General features: G+C 62.4%; 15 protein-coding genes. 13 read left to right on the plus strand and 2 right to left on the minus strand.

Annotation, left to right across the window (positions count from 1 at the left end):
- Positions 1-16 precede the first annotated feature (16 nt).
- A complete protein-coding gene (locus DLM46_RS09555) occupies positions 17-307 on the plus strand; it encodes a microviridin/marinostatin family tricyclic proteinase inhibitor (RefSeq protein WP_115100519.1) in 291 nt (96 codons plus the stop codon).
- 167 nt (positions 308-474) lie between these two features.
- Positions 475-1,452 (plus strand): MvdD family ATP-grasp ribosomal peptide maturase, encoded by a 978-nt coding sequence (locus tag DLM46_RS09560; RefSeq protein WP_208866255.1) that lies wholly within the window; start codon positions 475-477, stop codon positions 1,450-1,452.
- Between the two features lie 223 nt (positions 1,453-1,675).
- Here DLM46_RS09560 and DLM46_RS09565 read toward each other — a convergent pair whose 3' ends face one another.
- Positions 1,676-3,865: a penicillin-binding protein 1A gene (locus DLM46_RS09565; protein WP_244306016.1), complete on the minus strand. Its 2,190-nt coding sequence runs from the start codon at positions 3,863-3,865 to the stop codon at positions 1,676-1,678.
- Positions 3,866-4,347: 482 nt separating this feature from the next.
- Positions 4,348-5,418 (minus strand): LacI family DNA-binding transcriptional regulator, encoded by a 1,071-nt coding sequence (locus tag DLM46_RS09570; RefSeq protein WP_115100522.1) that lies wholly within the window; start codon positions 5,416-5,418, stop codon positions 4,348-4,350.
- A gap of 246 nt (positions 5,419-5,664) precedes the next feature.
- Between DLM46_RS09570 and DLM46_RS09575 the strand changes: the two genes are divergently transcribed.
- The 11 genes from DLM46_RS09575 (at position 5,665) to iolE (ending at position 18,884) form a co-directional block, all read left to right on the plus strand.
- The gene (locus DLM46_RS09575) at positions 5,665-6,729 is read left to right on the plus strand and encodes a fatty acid desaturase (RefSeq protein ID WP_244306019.1); all 1,065 of its coding nucleotides are present in this window, start codon (positions 5,665-5,667) and stop codon (positions 6,727-6,729) included.
- Positions 6,730-6,757: 28 nt separating this feature from the next.
- Positions 6,758-7,087: a non-heme iron oxygenase ferredoxin subunit gene (locus tag DLM46_RS09580; protein ID WP_115100524.1), complete on the plus strand. Its 330-nt coding sequence runs from the start codon at positions 6,758-6,760 to the stop codon at positions 7,085-7,087.
- A 2-nt stretch (positions 7,088-7,089) separates the two neighbouring features.
- Positions 7,090-8,328, plus strand: coding sequence for an NAD(P)/FAD-dependent oxidoreductase (locus DLM46_RS09585; RefSeq protein ID WP_165847941.1), 1,239 nt, complete (start codon positions 7,090-7,092; stop codon positions 8,326-8,328).
- Between the two features lie 31 nt (positions 8,329-8,359).
- Positions 8,360-9,370, plus strand: coding sequence for a xylose isomerase (locus DLM46_RS09590; RefSeq protein ID WP_115100629.1), 1,011 nt, complete (start codon positions 8,360-8,362; stop codon positions 9,368-9,370).
- A gap of 43 nt (positions 9,371-9,413) precedes the next feature.
- The gene (locus DLM46_RS09595) at positions 9,414-10,271 is read left to right on the plus strand and encodes a TIM barrel protein (protein ID WP_115100525.1); all 858 of its coding nucleotides are present in this window, start codon (positions 9,414-9,416) and stop codon (positions 10,269-10,271) included.
- Positions 10,272-10,398: 127 nt separating this feature from the next.
- The gene (locus tag DLM46_RS09600; RefSeq protein WP_208866256.1) at positions 10,399-11,328 is read left to right on the plus strand and encodes a sugar ABC transporter substrate-binding protein; all 930 of its coding nucleotides are present in this window, start codon (positions 10,399-10,401) and stop codon (positions 11,326-11,328) included.
- Between the two features lie 61 nt (positions 11,329-11,389).
- Positions 11,390-13,033 (plus strand): sugar ABC transporter ATP-binding protein, encoded by a 1,644-nt coding sequence (locus tag DLM46_RS09605; RefSeq protein WP_115100527.1) that lies wholly within the window; start codon positions 11,390-11,392, stop codon positions 13,031-13,033.
- Positions 13,026-14,045, plus strand: coding sequence for an ABC transporter permease (locus DLM46_RS09610; protein WP_115100528.1), 1,020 nt, complete (start codon positions 13,026-13,028; stop codon positions 14,043-14,045). The genes DLM46_RS09605 and DLM46_RS09610 overlap by 8 nt, the downstream gene beginning before the upstream one ends.
- Positions 14,046-14,086: 41 nt before the next feature.
- Complete coding sequence (locus tag DLM46_RS09615) at positions 14,087-16,051, plus strand: bifunctional 5-dehydro-2-deoxygluconokinase/5-dehydro-2-deoxyphosphogluconate aldolase (protein ID WP_115100529.1); 1,965 nt, start codon at positions 14,087-14,089, stop codon at positions 16,049-16,051.
- On the plus strand, positions 16,048-17,949 hold the full coding sequence (iolD, locus tag DLM46_RS09620) for a 3D-(3,5/4)-trihydroxycyclohexane-1,2-dione acylhydrolase (decyclizing) (RefSeq protein WP_115100530.1): 1,902 nt from the start codon (positions 16,048-16,050) through the stop codon (positions 17,947-17,949). The genes DLM46_RS09615 and iolD overlap by 4 nt, the downstream gene beginning before the upstream one ends.
- Entirely contained in the window at positions 17,946-18,884 is a 939-nt protein-coding gene (iolE, locus tag DLM46_RS09625; protein WP_115100531.1) for a myo-inosose-2 dehydratase, read from the plus strand. Before iolD ends, iolE begins: the two co-directional genes overlap by 4 nt.
- Positions 18,885-18,913 lie beyond the last annotated feature (29 nt).

Consider the following 18,913-nt stretch of genomic DNA (forward strand, 5'->3'; position numbering starts at 1 on the left):
AGCGAGGTAAGCAACCATGTCTGACGTCAAAATCAAAGATCTGTCACCGGTCCCGTTTTTCGCGCATTTTCTGGAAGGTCAGTTCTCCAGGGAACTCACTGGGGAGGAGATGAAAGCTCTACGCGGCGGCTCAGCCGTGACGATGGCCGCCCCTTCCGACCAGGAGGGCGTGCCGATCGGGGAGTTGCCCGATATTCAGGCACTGCTCCGGAGTGGGCTTGCTCCCGTTCAGAATAACTCTCTCACGCCACACCCGGTGACGATGGCGTATCCCTCAGACGGGGAAGTCGCCCACGTCCCCCGCTAGTCTCTATGAATCCGTGGCGAGATAGAACCTGGCGTTAAGTGGCCGGCGCGATGTTCTCGCGTCGGCCACATGATCCAGTCAACTGCTCCGGTGTTAGTTGAGCATCCGAGGCAAAGTTAATCCTTTAGCGGCGGGCCTACAGTATGTCCGATCGGCATCGACGGCCGGTGATTCTGATTATCACCCATAGCAACGACAACGAGAGTATTCCGCTGGTGATGGATGCCGTAGCGGAACAAGGTGGCATCGCCTATCGGTTCGATACCGATGAATTTCCCACCAACGTTCAACTTAGCAACCGGTACAGCGGCGACCAGGAACAGCTGGTGCTCACATGCGACCGCTACGAACTGGACCTCGGCACCGTATCCGCTGTATGGTACCGGCGCGTGGCCATCGGTCAGCGCATCCCTGAGACGATGGACCCGCAACTGAGACGGGCCGCGATCGATGAATCGCGAGCCGTGGTGCAGGGTATGATCGCCAGCCTCGACGCCTTTCATCTTGATCCCGTCTACCGTCTGCGCCGCGCCGAGAACAAACAGCTCCAGTTAAAGATCGCCAGAGAGGTCGGACTGGAGATTCCACGCACCGTGATCACCAATGAGCCAGAAGCGGTGCGTCTGTTCGCACGCGAATGCAGCCAGGGAATCGTCATGAAAACCTTGTCCTCGTTTGCCATCTATGAACGAGGCGAACAGAAGGTGGTCTTTACCAACTCTGTCCAAACCAAGGACCTTGAACACCTCACCGATCTCAGTTACTGCCCGGCCACCTTTCAAGAGCACGTTCCCAAGGCCCTGGAACTCAGGACCACAATCGTCGCTGACCGGGTGTTTACCGCCGCCATCGATTCCCAGCGTTCGGAAAAATCCCGTATCGATTGGCGCCGTGATGGCTTTGGACTCATCGATCAATGGGAACCGTATCAGCTTCCGGCCAAGGTCGAGGAACGACTTCTGCATCTCATGCGGTTCTTGGGCCTCAACTATGGCGCAGCAGATTTCATCCTCACCCCCGATGGTCATCACGTCTTTCTGGAGGTCAACCCGGTAGGCGAGTTCTTCTGGCTGGAAAAATACCGAGGATTGCCGCTCTCCGGCGCGATCGCCCACCTCCTTGTTTCGAACCAAAGAGGTCGGTGACACACGCGCCTGAATGCGACCGCGAACCGTCACCGACTTGACCTCTCGCGTCCCGGGAACGGAACAAGAAATACGCAGTGGGACGACAAGTGGCTTTGTCGCGGTAAGGATCAAGGGACGAGCAGGGGCGATATGAGAAGTAGTGCCTATATTGCGAGGTCGTAGTGAGATGCTGCGTCAGCGGCACCGGCGAATGCGAGTGTCGCGTCTGCCAGCGGCGACATCAGAACCTCCAGAAGAGGAAGTGTCGATGCCGTCGCGCATGGACCGTGCGAGGTGACCGGGTCTCGGGGTCGAACTGCGCATCCGGATCAATGACTCTCGCGCGCAGCGCCATGTCGTAGAACGCGCCCACCATCGGCAAGGCACTGTGCGCGCCCTCGCCCCAATAGTCGTTGCCAAGCGTCACGCGCCCATCGTCGAAACCCACCCATGCGCCCGCGACCAGTTGCGGATGCATCAGGATGAACCAGCTATCCGTGTTGTCCTGCGTCGTGCCCGTCTTGCCAGCCACGTCGGCGCGAATCCCGAAGCGCGTCCGGATGCCCGCGCCGGTGCCCCGGCTCACGACGTCGCGCATGACGTCTACGAGCGTTTGCGCTGCGCCGGCGGGCAGCGCCTGTTCCGGCGACGCGCTCGCGAATTCGGCAAGCACCTTGCCGTCGTGATCCTCGATGCGCGTGACCATGCGCGGTTCGATATAGGCGCCGCGGTTCGCGATCGTGCTGTACGCCGACACCATTTCCTTGAGTGTGACTGGGCTCGTGCCGAGCGCGAGCGACGGCACCGCTTCGAGCGGACTCTCGCGCACGCCCATCGCGCGCGCGAGCTGTGCGACCTTCTCGGGGCGTTCTTTTTGCATGAGCTGAGCGGTGACGCGGTTGCGCGAATACACGAGCGCGTCGCGCAGCGTCATCGGTCGGTCCGTGGGCGGTTCCGCGTCGGTCGGCCGCCAGATCGCATGGCCGGTCAGCGCAATGGCGACGTTCCGGTCGACGATCGTATCGCTCGGCCGCGCGCCGTCCGCAAAGGCCGCGCCGTAGACGAACGGCTTGAACGTCGAACCCGGCTGACGCCGCGCCTGCTGCACGTGATCGAACGGTTCGTTGCTGAAGTCGCGGCTGCCGACCCATGCCTTGATATCTCCGTTGCGCGGATCGATCGCGACAAAACCCGCCTGGATCTGCGTCTTGCTCCGGCAGAGCGCGCGGACGAACGTGGGGTTCGTGCCGAGCTGCCTGAGCGCGGCCTGATCCGATTGACCAGCATCGCGTACGGCGTGGTAGTCGGGCGTCTGCCGGATGAATGTCTGGAACAGGTCGTTGCCCGGCCAGCAGCCCGTGCGTTCGTTCCATGCGTCGTTCGCGATCCGTTGCAACTGGTTCGTCTGCCAGTCCATTGCCTGCGTCGCCATCGTCTGCAGACGGGAATCGATGGTCGTGCGCACGACGAGCCCGTCGCTATAGATGTTGTAGCCGTTGCGATCGGCCCACGCGATCAGCCACTTGCGCAACTGCGCCGAGAAATGCGGCGCGGCGCCCGGCGGCGCGGTCTGCAACTCGAAATCGACGTTGAGCGGTTGGCGCTTTAACCAGCTGTAGGCGTCGGGCTCGAGCTTCCCATACTTGTTCATCTGCCCGAGCACTGTGTTTCGCCGCTGCAACGCGCGCTCGGGATTGAGCACAGGGTTGTAGGCACTGTTGGCCTTCAGCATGCCGACGAGCGTCGCGCTTTCGAGGATGTCGAGCTGATCGGCCGATTTGCCAAAGTAGGTGCGTGCGGCCATTTCCACGCCGTAGGCGTTGTACAGGAACGGCACGGTGTTCAGGTACGTCTCGAGGATCTGATCCTTGCTGTACACGGCTTCGATTTTGTACGCCGTGATCGCTTCCCTGAGTTTGCGCGTGAGGGTCGGCGCGCGGCCAATTTCGTCGGGATACAGGTTGCGCGCGAGCTGCTGCGTGATCGTCGAGCCGCCTTGCCGGTCGCCGGAGAACGTATGCAACGCGGCCGCTGCGGTGCGCTTCCAGTCGAGGCCGTGATGCTCGTAGAAGCGTCGGTCTTCGGTCGCGATCAATGCCTCCACCATGTACGGCGAGATCTGCTTGAGCGACACCCACTCGCGATTGACCGGCTTGAACTCCTCGAGCCGTTTGCCGTCGGACGACACGATCAATGCTGGCCGATCGACGCGGGCTTTGCGGATGTCGCCGATGCCCGGCGTAAACGGCACGAGCGCAAGCACGTACGCGAGGAACAGCGCCGGCAACGCGGCGAGCGCCAGCGCGATGCCGCGTCGCGTCGGGTGGCGAAGGCGGCGCAGCGCGCTGCTGAAAACGAGTCTGGCTATCGTGCTGACGGCGGCCAGCGATTGGATGCGGGCGAGCCACCGTGCGCAATGCTCACGAAACAAGGATACATATCGACGATGCACGATGGCGGAGAGCTGGCGGAAAAGGTGGGATCGTACCAAAACGGAAGGGCGCTTCTGTCGTCAAAACAGGGCTGCGGCACGCGGCATTAACAGACGATTACATTTGTTTCGTGTGGACTATGCTCGCTGCCCGTGGCCCCGGCTTGGCGGCGGCCCGATCCTGCAGCGTTTCCTTCGGCGCCGCGGCCCTGATATTCGCGTTCGTCTCCACAATGCGGCGGCCCGGCGCGCGTTATCGGCCTTCGTCTAACGGAGGCGTCACGCCGCCTGTTTGCTTGTTCGCGTCATCACCGCCCATTACGACCCTATCGCGTTCAACGCTCGGACAGTTGCCGACGATGGCCGGGGCGTCCCCCGCCCTGCGCTTCAACTGACGCGTTACCAGGCACAGGCCGACGGCGTCCGGCCGCCGCCGCTTCTGCAAACTGGCGACGGGCGTGGCGTTCGCGCCGTCGACGTCTTCAGTCCGGAAGCGAAGGCAGATATGCCGTGCGCCTCACATTCGCCGGGCAGAATATCCGGAACTCTACCGGTCCTGGCGGGGGCGCATCCTCGACCACCCCGCACGCATGCAGCACGTGCTGCAGTGCGGATATCACCTGTCCATCGGGGTCCTGGTCGATGGCGATGTCCATCGTTTGTTCCTCGATGCATTTGCGATGCAAGTCCAGCATTTCATGGCTCACCCATACGACCTGCCCGGTAGCACCGAACTTGCGTAACGCGGCTTCGATTCCGGGTGAGCCATACCCGCTGTTGTAGATGCCCACCAGATCGCCCCGCTTCAGTGCGCTGACGACAGCGCGATAACACCTGTCCGGGTCATCCTCGGTTTCCACCTCCGAGCTATCGCAGACAAGTTCAGGAAAGGATTCAGCGAGCTGTGCCCGGCAACCGCCGATCCGGTCGATATGCGCGCGATAGTCCTTGCGGCTGCACAGCAGCAGCACCCGTCCAGACCGTCTTGCAAGCCGGCCGACGAAGTAGCCCGCAGTGCGTCCGGCACACAGGTTGTCGATGCCGGCGTAATGCAAGCGCGCCACGTCGCGGACGTCGGTGACCATCGTGACGACCGGTTCGCCGCGTTCGATCACGGTGCGCAATGCATCACGCACGCGCGGCGTGTCGTGAGTCGTCACGATCAAACCCGATCGTTTGTAGCGCGGATGAAGGATGGCCTCGGTAATCACGTCGTCATCGGCTTCAGGAAGGATCGATCGGTGAATCACGACCCGCTTGTCCAGCATTTGCATCGAGCGTTGCAGGGCGAGATTCAGACGGCCAAAGAAAGGCGTGCTGTTTTGCGGCAGGAGCACGTCCACATGCATCAGTCCGTGCCGCGTATCGGGCAGCACGCGCGGCACGGCCAATTGCCGGGCCGCCGCCACGACGCGCGCGCGAGTCGCGGCCGACACGCTGCCGCGTTCATTGAGGACCCGGTCGACGGTTGCCGGACTCACGCCCGCCGCTTCCGCAATTTCGATAAAGCGTGCCGTGCGCTTGCGCCGTAACGGCTTGGCGGCGTCGGTCATGTCGTTGTCTCCGTTTCACTTATCGGTTTTGTTCTGTGTTGTCTGTGCTGCGCTCGTGCGAATGGCGCGGCGCAGCATTATTCCGTGCTTTTTTAACGCTAGGGGATTGACGAAAAAACGTCAATCTTTTCGTTGAGAGGCGTAGGGCGGTCCCTTATCTTTCAGTCATCGCTTCGCCGCGCTCGCGACCTTCGCGACCTTCGGGACAGCCGGGAGACGCGGATCTGAAAAAGAAAGGAGACACAGGTGTCGAACTCACCTTTGAACATGCCATGCACGGGCAGCCTCGCAAACGCCGGTGTCACCGGGCGAGGTGCATCCGCCGCGCATACCGAAGAGAACTGGTATCGCCCCGACATTCCACGCCAGACACTCAAGCAACTGATGAAGCGCAGCGACGCTGAAGGCCTGAAGAATTTCGGCCTGTGGATCGCGTTGCTGCTCGCATCGGGCGCGGCGGCCTTCTATGCGTGGGGCACGTGGTGGGCGATTCCGGCGTTTTTCGTCTACGGCACGATCTACTGTTCGAGCGACGCGCGCTGGCATGAACTCGCACACGGCACGCCGTTCAAGACGCCATGGCTGAATCAGGTTTTCTACCAGCTCTGTTCTTTCATGACGATCCGCGAGGCGACGCTCTGGCGCTGGAGTCACGCGCGGCATCACACGCATACGATCATGGTCGGGCGCGACCCCGAGATTCAGGTATGCCGTCCGCCGCAACTCGTCACGATCCTGCTGGATTTCTTCTATCTGATTGGCGGCACCACCGAGATCGTCAAGACCGTGCGCCATGCATGCGGATCGATCAGCCCGGAAGTCGCCGACTTCGTACCGGCGATGGAGCGCCGCAAAATGATCTGGATCAGCCGTTTCTACGTCATCGTCATCGCGGCGGTGATCGGCTGGTGCTTCGTGATTCAAAGCGTTCTGCCGCTGATGTTCGTGTGGACGCCGCGTTTTTACTGCGGCTGGTTTCACCAGACGCTCGGCCTCACGCAACACGCCGGCATGGCCATGAATGTTGCCGACCATCGGCTCAACACACGCACCGTCTACATCAATCCCGTGTTCGCGTTCCTCTACATGAACATGCAGTACCACATTGAGCATCACCTGCTGCCGATGGTGCCGTACCACGCGCTGCCGGAACTGCACGACGCGATCAAGGCGGAGACGCCGCCCGCGTATCCGGGCCTCTGGTCGGTCTACAAAGAGATGATTCCGACCTTGATCCGTCAGAGACGCGATCGCTCTCACTTTATCCGTCGCCACGTCCCGCATCGCGAGCCGATGCGCTCGGCAACCTGAAAAACGTCCGCAACCGGGAGTATCTGAAATGGTGGATCAACGTGAGTGGGTCGTCGCCTGTCAGACCGGCGACATCGATGAAGAAGACGTCGTGCGCTTCGATCACGGCAATGCAACCTTCGCCGTCTATCGCGTCGACGGCAAGTTCTACGCATCCGATGGCTGGTGTACGCATGAGAAAGCCCATCTTGCCGACGGCTTCGTATTGGGTAACGCGATCGAATGTCCGCGGCATCAGGGGCGCTTCGATATTGCGACCGGCAAGCCGCTTTGCGCGCCGGTCTGTCAACAGCTGAAAACGCATCCGGTGCGCATCGAAGGCGATGCGGTCCTGATCGGCGTGCCGACGACGGAGTGATCATGGCAGGCGACGCACACATGGTCATAGTCGGAGCCGGCCTGGCGGGCGCCCGCGCCAGCGCCGAACTGCGCGAGGCGGGTTTTGATGGGCCGATTACGCTCATTGCCGGCGAACCGCATGCACCCTACGACCGGCCGCCGCTCTCCAAGGCGGTGCTGCTTAAGGAAAAATCACCCGATGATTGTGCGCTCTTCGGCGCTACCTTCTTTGCCGATCATGCGATCGATCTGAAGCTTGCTGCCAATGCGGTCGAAATCGATCGTGCGGACCGCGCAGTTCTACTCGATAACGGTGAGCGCATCGGCTATAGCCGACTGCTGATCGCGACCGGTGCGTCGCCCAGATTGTTGAGCATCCCTGGGTCGGAATTGCCTGGCGTGGTCACACTGCGCACCGTCGGCGATGCCCGCGATCTTGCGGTGCGGCTCCACCACGGACAACATGTTGCGATCATCGGCGGCGGCTTTATCGGGCTCGAAGTGGCGGCAAGTGCTATCGCTGCCGGCTGCGGTGTCACGGTCATCGAAGCGGGCGAGCGTCTGCTGATGCGCGCTGTGCCGCCGGAAATCGCTGCACGTATCGAAGCGCGGCACCGCGACGCCGGCGTGCAGTTCCGCTTTGGGGCGCAGTTGACCGCTATCGTGGGTGAGCGTGCCGCTGAAGGGGTTCGTTTCGCCGACGGAGAAGTCATCCGCTGCGACACGGTTGTGGTCGGCATCGGCGCCGCGCCCCGTACGGCGTTAGCGCAGGCCGCGGGACTCGACGTCGCGGACGGTATCGTGGTCGACGACCGCCTGTGCACCAGCGATTCCGCCATCTTCGCCGCGGGCGATGCCTGCTCGTTCCCGCATCCGTTGTATGGCTGCCGTGTGCGCCTCGAATGCTGGAAGAACGCTGAGGATCAAGGCCGCATTGCCGCGCGCAACATGCTCGGTGAAAACCTTCGTTACCGCGAGGTGCCGTGGTTCTGGTCCGATCAGTATGAGTTGTCGATTCAGATCGCAGGGCTTCCTGCGTTCGGTCGTGAGACCGTCATGCGTGAAACGGCCGACACGCTGTTGCTGTTTCATCTGTCGGCGGACGGATCACTGGTCGCGGCGAGCGGTATCGGCCGGGCGGTCGGCCGCGATATCCGGATTGCGCAAATGCTGATTGGCCGCAATGCCCGCATCTCGGCCGAAGAACTCGCGAATCCGTCAGTGAAGCTCAAGGCGCTGCTTGTCGCCGAAGCGGCGTGAGCAGGACTCATCGCTTCATTACAAAGAAACCATGAACCCCACTCTTCACATCGGCGTCAATATCGACGGCGTGCTGCATCGCGATGACATGCCGTCCGTCGACGCTGAAACGCAATTCCGCATGATCGCCGACGCGGACGTATTCGATTACGTTGAGATGAATCCGCCTGAGGGCGTTGCACTCGAGCGCTATGTCGAGTTGAGCGAGCGCTACGCGTTGCCGGTTCGCGTGATCGGCGGCATCTTCTGTGCGGGTCGTGACGAAGCGCATCTACGGCACGTGATCGAGTGGGCGCCGCGCTTCGGCTCGAAGGTACTGAATTGCCAGCTCTTCGCGAATCATGCCGATGGACATCGGCTCACCGATGCGGAGGTCGCGAGGTTCTACGTGCAGGCATGTGAGTGGGCCGCCCCGACTGGCTGCTTCCCGAGCCTCGAAGTTCACGTCGACATGTGGAACGAAGATTTCACCCGCGTCGCCCAGGTGGGCGAACTGCTGGCACGGGATGGCATTGCACTGCGCCTCACGCTCGATCATTCGCATCTGATCTTCAAGATCGGCAATGAGGAAGAGCTCGATGCGTCACGGATACGAACGTTGGTCGAGGCGGGCGAGATCGTGCTCGATCCTGCGGCGCCCGATGCGATCTTCAAAGAGTGGATCGCGCGCGGCTGGGTTCATCACGCCCACGCGCGCAGCGTCATACCGAACAACCCGCGCAATTCCCGCATGCGCCGCCCTGACGGCAGACCAGGCCGCGGCATTCAATATCCGTTTGTGCGTCCCGCCGCGGCTCAATGGGACGGCAGCTGGGATGAGGCAGCGCTCCTGCCGTGGAAGAACGCGGTACGGCATCTGCTCAACGCGCGCGTACAGGGCAGTGTTGCCACGCCGCAGCACATCAGTTGCGAGTTCATCCCGTTTGCCGACTACGGCGGCGGTGCGGGGTATTCGATCTTCGAGAACAACGTCGCGTGTGCCGCGTGGCTGCGCAACACATGGCTCGCGCAAATCACCGGACAAACCGCCGTAACGGCATGAACCTGAAAGACAACACATCCGTTCGCTATAACTGGAGACACACATGACATTGACGAGTGACGCAGCACTGCAATTCTCCCTGAACCGCATGAGCGCACCGCGGCTGGCGTTCGCCGACTATGCCGCGCTTTGCCAGCGCCTCGCGGTCGATGCGATCGAGATCCGCAACGACCTCGAAGGCGTCGAGATCAACGACGGCACGCTTGCCAGCGATATCAAGGCGCTTAGCGCGGCGGCGGGGCTGACGATCCTGTCGATCAACGCGCTGCAACGCTTTGAACGCTTCGACGCGAAGCGCGCGAAGGAAGCACTGGCATTGTCGCGCTATGCCGCCGACTGCGGAGCTCGCGCGATTGTCCTGTGCCCGACCAACAGCCGGCAGGATCAGCGCACGGCAAACGAGCGTCACGCCGATCTGGTTAATGCGCTCAGGCAACTGAAGCCGATCCTCGACGACCACGACCTGCTCGGTCTGATCGAACCGCTCGGCTTCGAAGAATGCGCGTTGCGCCGCAAATCCGATGCGGTCAAGGCTATTTACGACGCGGCAGGCGAGCACCATTTCCGGCTTGTGCACGATACGTTTCATCACCACCTGTCGGGCGAAGACATCTTCTTTCCGGACCTCACGGGCCTCATCCACGTTTCGGGCGTCGAGGATAGCGGCCTGCCAGTCGGACAGATGCGCGACGGACATCGTGTGCTGGTCGGCGCGGCCGATCAGCTCGGCAACATCCGTCAGCTGACCACGCTGTTTGCGCGCGGCTATCGCGGCCATGTGTCGTTCGAGCCGTTCGCCGAGGAAATTGCCCGCGCTGACGACATCGAAAGCCGCTTGCGCGACAGCATCGCCTATATCCGCGCGAGCGTCGAGTCGGCACAGGCGCGCAAGGCCGCATAGCAGGCGTGCTCACGGCACGCATAGAACAAGATGGAGAACGTGACCGCCGCATGAAAGTTTGCCGCGCGGACCTTGGCATCAGACCGATAGGCCGCGCGGGTTCAATCAACTGATAGGAGACATGTCAATGAAATTTCTCACCCGATCCCTGCTCGCGTTGTCGTTCGCAACGGTGCTGCCGGTTTCCGCTATGGCAAGCACGACGATAGGCGTCTCGATGGCGCACTTCGACGACAACTTCCTGACCACGGTGCGCGACGCAATGGCGACCGAAGGTAAAGCGCACAAAGACATCAACCTTGACTTCGAGGATGCGCAAGGTGACGTGGGACGGCAGGTCAGCCAGGTCGAGAGCTTCGTGTCGCAGCGGGTGGCGGCGATCATCGTCAATCCCGCCGACGCGGCGGCGACAAAACGAATGACCGACACCGCACGCAAGGCCGGCATTCCGATCGTCTACGTCAATCGCAAGCCGGACGAGCCGATGGGCAGCGGCGCGTATTTCGTCGGTTCGGACAGTCTCGTGGCCGGGCACCTGCAAATGGATTACCTCGCGAAGCAACTCAAAGGCAAAGGCACTATCGCCATCATGCTCGGTGAGCTGTCGACCGATGCAACGCGGGACCGTACGCGCGGGGTGAAGGATATCGTCGCGAAGAATCCGGGCATCAAGATCGCCGAAGAGCAAACTGCGAATTTCGACCGCAGCCAGGGCATCAACCTGATGAGCCAGTGGCTGAGTTCCGGCAAGAAGTTCGATGCGATCGCGGCGAACAACGACGAGATGGCGCTCGGCGCGTTGATTGCGATGAAGCAGGCCGGCGTCTCGCCGAAGAGCGTGCTGGTCGGCGGGGTCGATGCGACCAAGGAAGCTTTGAACGCGATGGCCAAGGGCGATCTCGCTGTCACCGTGTTCCAGGACGCGCGAGGGCAGGGCAAGGCTGCGGTCGATACCGCGATCAAGGTGGCCGGCGGCGACAAGAGCGTGCCCAAAGAAGACTGGATCCCTTATCAACTCGTCACACCGGACAACTACAAGAGCTTTCTGAACAAATAGGCCGCATGACCTCGGGGCGCCGCCGCGCGCGCCCCGTTTCATCCACAGAGGGAGTGCCACTATGTCAGATCTCACCATGAGAGCGCTGGCCGCTCGGGCGGAACACGCCACTACGTCGGCGGCGCGCGAACCGGTTTTCGCGGCCCGCAAGATTCGCAAAGCCTTTCCCGGCGTGATCGCGCTCGACGACGTGTCGATCGACATCCACGCCGGCCGGGTGCATGCGCTGATGGGGGAAAACGGCGCCGGCAAGTCGACGATGATGAAAATTATCGCGGGTGTTTATTTTCCCGATGACGGCTCGCTGCATTTCAAAGGCAAACCGATTGCGCTGAAGTCACCGCGCGACGCGCTCGACCGCGGTATAGCGATGATTCACCAGGAGCTGAATCTGCTGCCATACATGACGGTGGCGGAGAACATCTGGATCGGCCGCGAACCGCGCAATCTGCTCGGTCTGATCGACCATCGCATGCTGAACCGGCGCACCGGCGAACTGTTCGCGCAACTCGGCATCGAGATCGATCCGCAGGTGTTAATCGGCGAGCTGAGCATTGCGAACCGCCAGATGGTGGAAATCGCCAAGGCTGTGTCCTTCGACTCCGATCTGCTGATCATGGACGAACCGACCTCGGCGATCACCGACAGGGAAGTCGAGCATCTGTTCCGGATCATCAGCGAGTTGAAGGCGCAAGGCAAGGCGATCATCTACATCACGCACAAGATGGATGAGGTGTTTCAGATCGCCGACGATATTTCGATCTTCCGGGATGGTCACCATATCGTGACGAGTACGGCGAAAGAGTTCGACAAGCAATCGCTGATTGCAGCGATGGTGGGCCGTGAACTCACGCAGGTCTTTCCCAAGATGGAAGTTTCGATCGGTGAAGTGGCGCTTGCCGTGCGCAACTTCGGCCGCCGCGGCGCCTTCTCGAACGTCAGCTTCGACCTGCGGTACGGCGAGATTCTCGGCGTGGCCGGTTTGATGGGCTCCGGGCGCACGGAGGTGATGGAGTCGATCTTCGGCATCTATCCGGCGGACGAAGGCGAATTGCTGTTCGACGGCAAGCGCCGCGCGATTCGCTCTCCGCAACAGGCCATTGCCGCTGGTGTCGCGTTTCTCACCGAGGATCGCAAGAGCACTGGCCTGTTCCTGCAGCTTTCCGTCGGCGAAAACATGCAGATTTCGGCGTTGCGCCGCAATTGTGCGCTGGGCTTCGTCCGGCAAAAGCGCGTGAACGTTTCATGCGCCGACATGTGCCGTCAGTTGAAGGTCAAGACACCCGGCCTGCACGAAATCATCGAGAACCTGAGCGGCGGCAATCAGCAGAAGGTGCTGCTCGCGCGCTGGCTGTTGAACAAACCGAAGATCCTGATCCTCGATGAACCGACGCGCGGCGTCGACGTCGGCGCGAAGGCGGAGATTCATACGCTGATCACGCAGCTCGCAAGAGAGGGTGTCGCGATCATCATGATCTCGTCGGAACTGCCCGAGGTGATGGGCATGAGCGACCGGATCGTGGTGATGCACGAGCGCACCGTCAGCGGCATTCTGCCTCGCGCGGGCGCGACGCAGGAAACCATCATGGCGCTCGCTTCCGGCGAGCAGCCTGAATTAGCGGTAACTGCAGCAACCAACTTGCATGGGACCGGAGTAACCGCTAAAGCGGTAACTCCGGTCGACACTGGAGACAATCATGCGTAACTCAGCGATCCTCACTCCCGATATCCATCGTCCCGCTCCACGCACCTGGCGCCTGCCGCAGGAGACCAGCATCGTGCTGGTGCTGCTCGGCATTGCGCTGATCTTCGAAGCACTCGGCTGGATCGAGCGCGGCCAATCGTTTCTCTACAACCCGCAGGGCCTCCTGATCATGGTGCTGCGCGTGTCCGAAATCGGGCTGATCGCGGTGGGCGTCACGATGATCATCATCGCGGGCGGCATCGATCTGTCGTCCGGGTCCGTGGTCGCGCTATCCGCGATGATTGCGGGCAGCCTCGCGCAGACATCGGGTTTCGGGCGCACGGTGTTTCCTGGGCTCGTCGATCTGCCGGTGCTCGTGCCGGTCGCGGTGGGTGTGCTGACGGGCGGCATGTGCGGCCTGATCAACGGTTCGTTGATCGTGCGCACGGGAGTGCCGCCTTTCATCGTCACGCTCGGCATGATGGTGTCGGCCCGTGGACTGGCGCGCTACTACACGCACGGCCAGCCCATCAGCATGTTCACTGACGCGTACTCCGCGATTGGCAGCGGCGCGAAACCGGTGGCGATCTTTCTGCTGGCCGCGCTCGTCTTCCACATCGTGTTGCGCTACACGCGTTTCGGTAAATGCCTGTATGCGATCGGCGGCAATGTGCAGGCGGCGCGCGTGTCGGGCATTAGCGTCGGGCGCAATCTGGTGGCCGTCTACACGATTGCAGGGCTGTTGACGGGGCTGGCCGGGGTGGTCGTGTCGGCGCGCGCGCAGACGAGCCAGTCCGGCATGGGCATGTCATATGAACTCGACGCCATTGCCGCGGCCGTGATCGGCGGCACCAGTCTCGCGGGCGGCGTGGGCCGGATCACTGGCGCGGTAATCGGCGCATTGATCCTCGGCGTGATTTCCAGCGGCTTCACCTTTCTCGGGATCGACTCGTACATCCAGGAAATCGTCAAGGGAATGATCATTGTCGCGGCCGTGATCGCCGACCAATACCGCAAGCGGCGCGCTCGCTAGGCAACGCTATCCATTCGCCCTCTATCTCGGTGCAATCGCATATGAACCATCTCACCTCCTTCGCAGCAGACCGGCCACTGGACATCGTCTGTCTGGGGCGGCTCGCCGTCGATCTCTATGCGCAGCAAATCGGCGCACGACTGGAAGACGTCACCAGCTTCTCGCGCTACCTTGGGGGCTCGTCGGCCAACATCGCGTTCGGCTGCGCCCGCCTTGGATTGAAGTCGGCCATGCTCTCGCGCATCGGTAATGACCACATGGGCCGCTTCCTCGTCGACGCGTTGGCTCAGGAAGGCTGCGACGTCAGCCACGTGAAGACCGACATGGAGCGGCTGACGGCGCTCGTGCTGCTCGGTCTGAAAGATCGCAGTACCTTCCCGCTTGTGTTTCACCGCGAAAACTGCGCGGACATGGCGATCGATGAGGCGGATTTCGACGAAGCGTTCATCGCGTCTAGCAAGGCACTGCTGATTACCGGGACGCACTTTTCGACTGAAGGGGTGCATCGCGCGAGCATGACGGCGCTCGATTACGCCCGGCGCAACGGCGTGCGCACCGTGCTCGATATCGATTATCGCCCGGTGCTGTGGGGCTTGACGGGAAAGGCTGACGGCGAGACGCGCTTTATCGCCGACGGCAGCGTGAGCGCGCATCTGCGTGGCATCTTGCCGAAGTTCGATCTGATCGTCGGCACGGAAGAGGAGTTTTGCATTGCTGGCGGCGCCGAAGATCTGCTGCAGGCACTGCGTTCGGTCCGCGCGGTGAGTGCGGCAACGCTGGTCGTCAAACGCGGGCCGCTGGGCTGCACAGTGATCGACGGCGAGATTCCGGCAGACCTTGACGGAGACCGGCATTTTCGCGGCGTTGAGGTCGAGGTAATGAATGTACTCGGTGCGGGTGACGCGTTTATCTCCGGCTTTCTCAAAGGATGGTTGACCGGCGCTGATTATGCAACGTGCTGCGCCTATGCGAATGCCTGCGGCGCGCTCGTCGTATCGCGCCACGCGTGTGCGCCAGCAATGCCGACACCGGCCGAACTGGATTACTTCCTCGCCAATGCCGCCCGTTTGCGCCGCCCCGACCAGGACGCGGCGCTCGCGCGTCTACATCGGGTGAGCGTGCCGCGCAGGCGCTGGGATGAAGTGCTCGGCTTCGCGTTCGATCATCGCAACCAGTTCTTCGAAATGGCGCAGCGCGCCGGTGCCGATGAGGCGCGCATTGCTACGCTCAAGCGGCTCTTCGTGTGGGCAGTCGAAGAAACCGAAGTGGCCGGTAGCTACGCCGGCCGGATCGCGGTGCTGATCGACGATCGCTATGGACAGGATGCCTTGAACGCAGCAACGGGCCACGGCTGGTGGATCGGCCGTCCCGTCGAGTTGCCCGGATCGAAACCGCTGGAATTCGAACATGGGCGCTCGATCGGTACGGCGCTTACGAGCTGGCCCGGTGAACACATCGTCAAATGTCTGGTTCAGTACCATCCTGACGATGAACCGCTACACCGGCTGGAACAGGAAACCCAGCTCCGCGCGCTCTATGACGCGACGCAGGCAAGTGGCCACGAACTGCTGCTCGAAGTGATTCCGACGAAGGATCGTCCGCAGACGCAGGATACGGTGCTTCGGGCGCTCAAGCGCCTCTATAACCTCGGCATTTATCCCGACTGGTGGAAGCTGGAGCCGATGAGCGCGGACGCATGGCGCGACGTCGACGCGCTGATCGAAGAGCGCGATCCGTACTGCCGCGGCGTCGTGCTGCTGGGTCTGAATGCGCCGGTTGCCCAGTTGGCTGAAGGCTTCGAGGCGGCGCGCTCGAGCACGACATGCCGCGGGTTTACCGTGGGCCGCACGATCTTCCAGGAACCGGGCCGGGCCTGGCTTGCTGGCGAGATCGACGATCGGATGCTGATCGATCAGGTGCGCAGCAACTTCGAGACGTTGATCGACCTGTGGCGGGCTTCCCGCAACCACGTCGCGCACGCCGCGCGCGAGGAGCAAGCCGCATGACGCGCACCGTCCGACTGACTACCGCTCAGGCGCTCGTCAAGTATCTGGCCGCGCTGCGTGCGCCAGCCGACGATGAGCGCGCCGCACCGGTCCCGCTGTTTGGCGGCGTATTCGCGATCTTCGGGCACGGCAACGTTGCAGGGCTCGGTGAAGCGCTGTATCAGCAGCGTGACGCATTGCACACTTTGCGTGCGCACAATGAGCAGGCCATGGCTCACGCTGCGATTGCCTATGCGAAGGCGCATATGCGGCGCCGGATGATGGCGTGCACGTCGTCGATCGGTCCAGGCGCCACCAATCTGGTTACCGCGGCGGCGCTCGCGCATGTGAATCGTTTGCCGGTACTGCTGTTGCCCGGCGATACCTTCGTGTCACGCGCGCCTGACCCAGTGTTGCAGCAGATCGAGGACTTTCACGACGCGACCCTCTCCGCGAATGATTGCCTGAAGCCAGTGTCGCGCTACTTCGACCGGATCGTCGCGCCGGAGCAATTGCTGAGCGCGTTGCCGCGGGCGGTGCGCGTGCTGACCGATCCGGCACTCTGCGGCCCGGTCACGCTGGCGTTGCCGCAGGACGTGCAGACGCATGCATACGACTATCCGGTCGAATTCTTCGAGCCGGCCGTCGTGAATTTTCGTGCACTGCCACCGGCCCAGGATCAACTGGCTGCGGCAGCCGCGGCGATACGCGCCGCGCAGCGTCCACTGATCGTGGCCGGCGGCGGCGTGCTGTACGCACGGGCCAGCGCCGCGCTGCGCGCGTTTTGTGAGCGGCACGGCGTGCCCGTGTGTGAATCGCAAGCCGGCAAAGGCGCGTTGTGCTGGGATCATCCGCTGCAACTGGGCTCGGTCGGCGTCACCGGTTCACCAGCCGCCAATACGCTTGCTCGGGAAGCGGATGTCGTGATCGCCATCGGTACGCGCTTGCAGGACTTCACCACGGGCTCCCATTCGCTGTTCGGGCAAGCGCGCGTTGTGACGATCAACGTGAATGCGTTCGATGCGGGCAAGGCGCGCGGTGTGGAACTGCTCGCCGACGCGCGGCTCGCGCTCGATGCGCTGTCGCGTGAACTGTCCGCTGCGACGCCTGAAATGAAGAGTGCATGGCGAAGCTGTGCGGCGTGGCAGGACAGGGCGTGGACAGCGGCGGACAACTGGCGCGCAACGGTCGGCGAGATCACCGCCCGGCGCGAACTCGCACCGGAACAACTGCCGTACGACGGCGACGTGATCGGCGCAGTGCAGCGTTCGCATGCCGATTCGCGGTCGCACGATATCGTCGTATGCGCGGCGGGCACGTTGCCTGCGGAGTTGCATAAGCTATGGCGCACCGCGCGGCCGGGCGGCTATCACGTGGAGTATGGCTACTCGTGCATGGGCTACGAGATCGCGGGCGGCCTGGGCGTCAAGCTGGCGCAGCCGGATCGCGACGTGATCGTGATGGTCGGCGACGGCAGCTATCTGATGATGAACAGCGAGATCGCCACGTCGGTGATGCTCGGTGCGAAGCTCATCATCGTCGTGCTCGATAACCGCGGCTATGGGTGTATCAATCGTCTGCAACAGGCGTGCGGCAGCGCACCGTTCAACAATCTTCTGGCCGACTGTGTTCAGGGGCCGCTCGGTGCGCCGCGGATCGACTTCGCCGCCCATGCCGCGTCTCTCGGCGCGCGCGCCGAACACGTGGCGAACCTCGCTGAACTCGAACCCGCGCTTGAGCGTGCACGCGATTCCGATCGCACTTACGTGATCTGTATCGACACGGACCCCGCCCGCACGACGGCCGAAGGCGGCTGCTGGTGGGAAGTCGCGGTACCCGAAGTGTCCGCACGCGACGAGGTCCGTGCGGCGCGCGCGGATTATGAACAGAACAAGCAACAGCAAAAGAGCCCGCTATGACGAACGCCTTCGACGTAAAAATCGGCATCAATCCGATCTCGTGGTTCAACGATGATCTGCCTTCGCTCGGGGGCGAGACCCCGCTCGATACCGCGCTCACCGAGGGCCGTGAAATCGGCTATCAGGGGTTCGAACTAGGCAACAAGTTTCCGCGCGAACCGCGCGCGTTGCGCGAGGTGCTGTCGCGTCATAAGCTCGAGCTGGTTTCGGGCTGGTACTCGGGGCGTCTTGCCGACCGTTGCGCCGATGAGGAAATCACAGCACTCGGTCCTCATCTCGCACTGCTTGCGCAGGGCGGCGCGAAGGTGATGGTCTACGGTGAGGCCGCCGGCTCGATTCAGGGCGAACGGAACGTTCCGCTCTTCAAACGCCCGCGGTTTTTTACCGACGAGCAGTGGCGGCGCTACGCGGACCGGTTGGATACGCTGGCGCGGTATACGCTTTCGCACGGTGTGCGTCTTGCGTATCACCATCATATGGGCGCCTATGTCGAAACACCCGAAGACGTCGACCGTTTGATGGCGCTCACCTGCGACGACGTCGGCTTGCTGTTCGATAGCGGCCATGCGGCGTTCGGCGGCAGTAAGACGGCATTCAGCGGCGCCACGCCCCTGGCTATGCTCACCCGGCATATCGCACGCGTTTGCCATGTCCATTTCAAGGACGTCCGGCCGCAGATCGTGGAGATTGCGCGCAACCGTCAATGGAGTTTCCTCGATGCGGTGATCAACGGCGCCTTCACGGTGCCGGGCGACGGAGCGATCGACTTCGCGCCCTTGATTCGGCAACTACGTGATCACGGCTATCGCGGCTGGCTCGTCGTCGAAGCCGAGCAGGACCCGGCAGTGGCGCCAAGCCTCGAGTACGCCCAAAGCGGCTACCGGCATCTGCGTGCGCAGGTTGATCGCGTCACCGCGCAACAGGAGGGCGCGTGAACTACCCCCACGCTCACATTCGTTCGCTG

Source organism: Paraburkholderia lacunae (genome assembly GCF_003353175.1).
GTDB lineage: Bacteria > Pseudomonadota > Gammaproteobacteria > Burkholderiales > Burkholderiaceae > Paraburkholderia > Paraburkholderia lacunae.

Bases quoted from the DNA above. Each gene is read 5' to 3' on its own strand.
- DLM46_RS09615 (WP_115100529.1), top strand. From the start codon at position 14,087: ATGAACCATCTCACCTCCTTCGCAGCAGACCGGCCACTGGACATCGTC.
- DLM46_RS09605 (WP_115100527.1), top strand. From the start codon at position 11,390: ATGTCAGATCTCACCATGAGAGCGCTGGCCGCTCGGGCGGAACACGCC.
- DLM46_RS09595 (WP_115100525.1), top strand. From the start codon at position 9,414: ATGACATTGACGAGTGACGCAGCACTGCAATTCTCCCTGAACCGCATG.
- DLM46_RS09580 (WP_115100524.1), top strand. From the start codon at position 6,758: ATGGTGGATCAACGTGAGTGGGTCGTCGCCTGTCAGACCGGCGACATC.
- DLM46_RS09610 (WP_115100528.1), top strand. From the start codon at position 13,026: ATGCGTAACTCAGCGATCCTCACTCCCGATATCCATCGTCCCGCTCCA.
- DLM46_RS09555 (WP_115100519.1), top strand. From the start codon at position 17: ATGTCTGACGTCAAAATCAAAGATCTGTCACCGGTCCCGTTTTTCGCG.
- DLM46_RS09590 (WP_115100629.1), top strand. From the start codon at position 8,360: ATGAACCCCACTCTTCACATCGGCGTCAATATCGACGGCGTGCTGCAT.
- DLM46_RS09570 (WP_115100522.1), bottom strand. From the start codon at position 5,418: ATGACCGACGCCGCCAAGCCGTTACGGCGCAAGCGCACGGCACGCTTT.
- iolE (WP_115100531.1), top strand. From the start codon at position 17,946: ATGACGAACGCCTTCGACGTAAAAATCGGCATCAATCCGATCTCGTGG.
- iolD (WP_115100530.1), top strand. From the start codon at position 16,048: ATGACGCGCACCGTCCGACTGACTACCGCTCAGGCGCTCGTCAAGTAT.
- DLM46_RS09600 (WP_208866256.1), top strand. From the start codon at position 10,399: ATGAAATTTCTCACCCGATCCCTGCTCGCGTTGTCGTTCGCAACGGTG.
- DLM46_RS09585 (WP_165847941.1), top strand. From the start codon at position 7,090: ATGGCAGGCGACGCACACATGGTCATAGTCGGAGCCGGCCTGGCGGGC.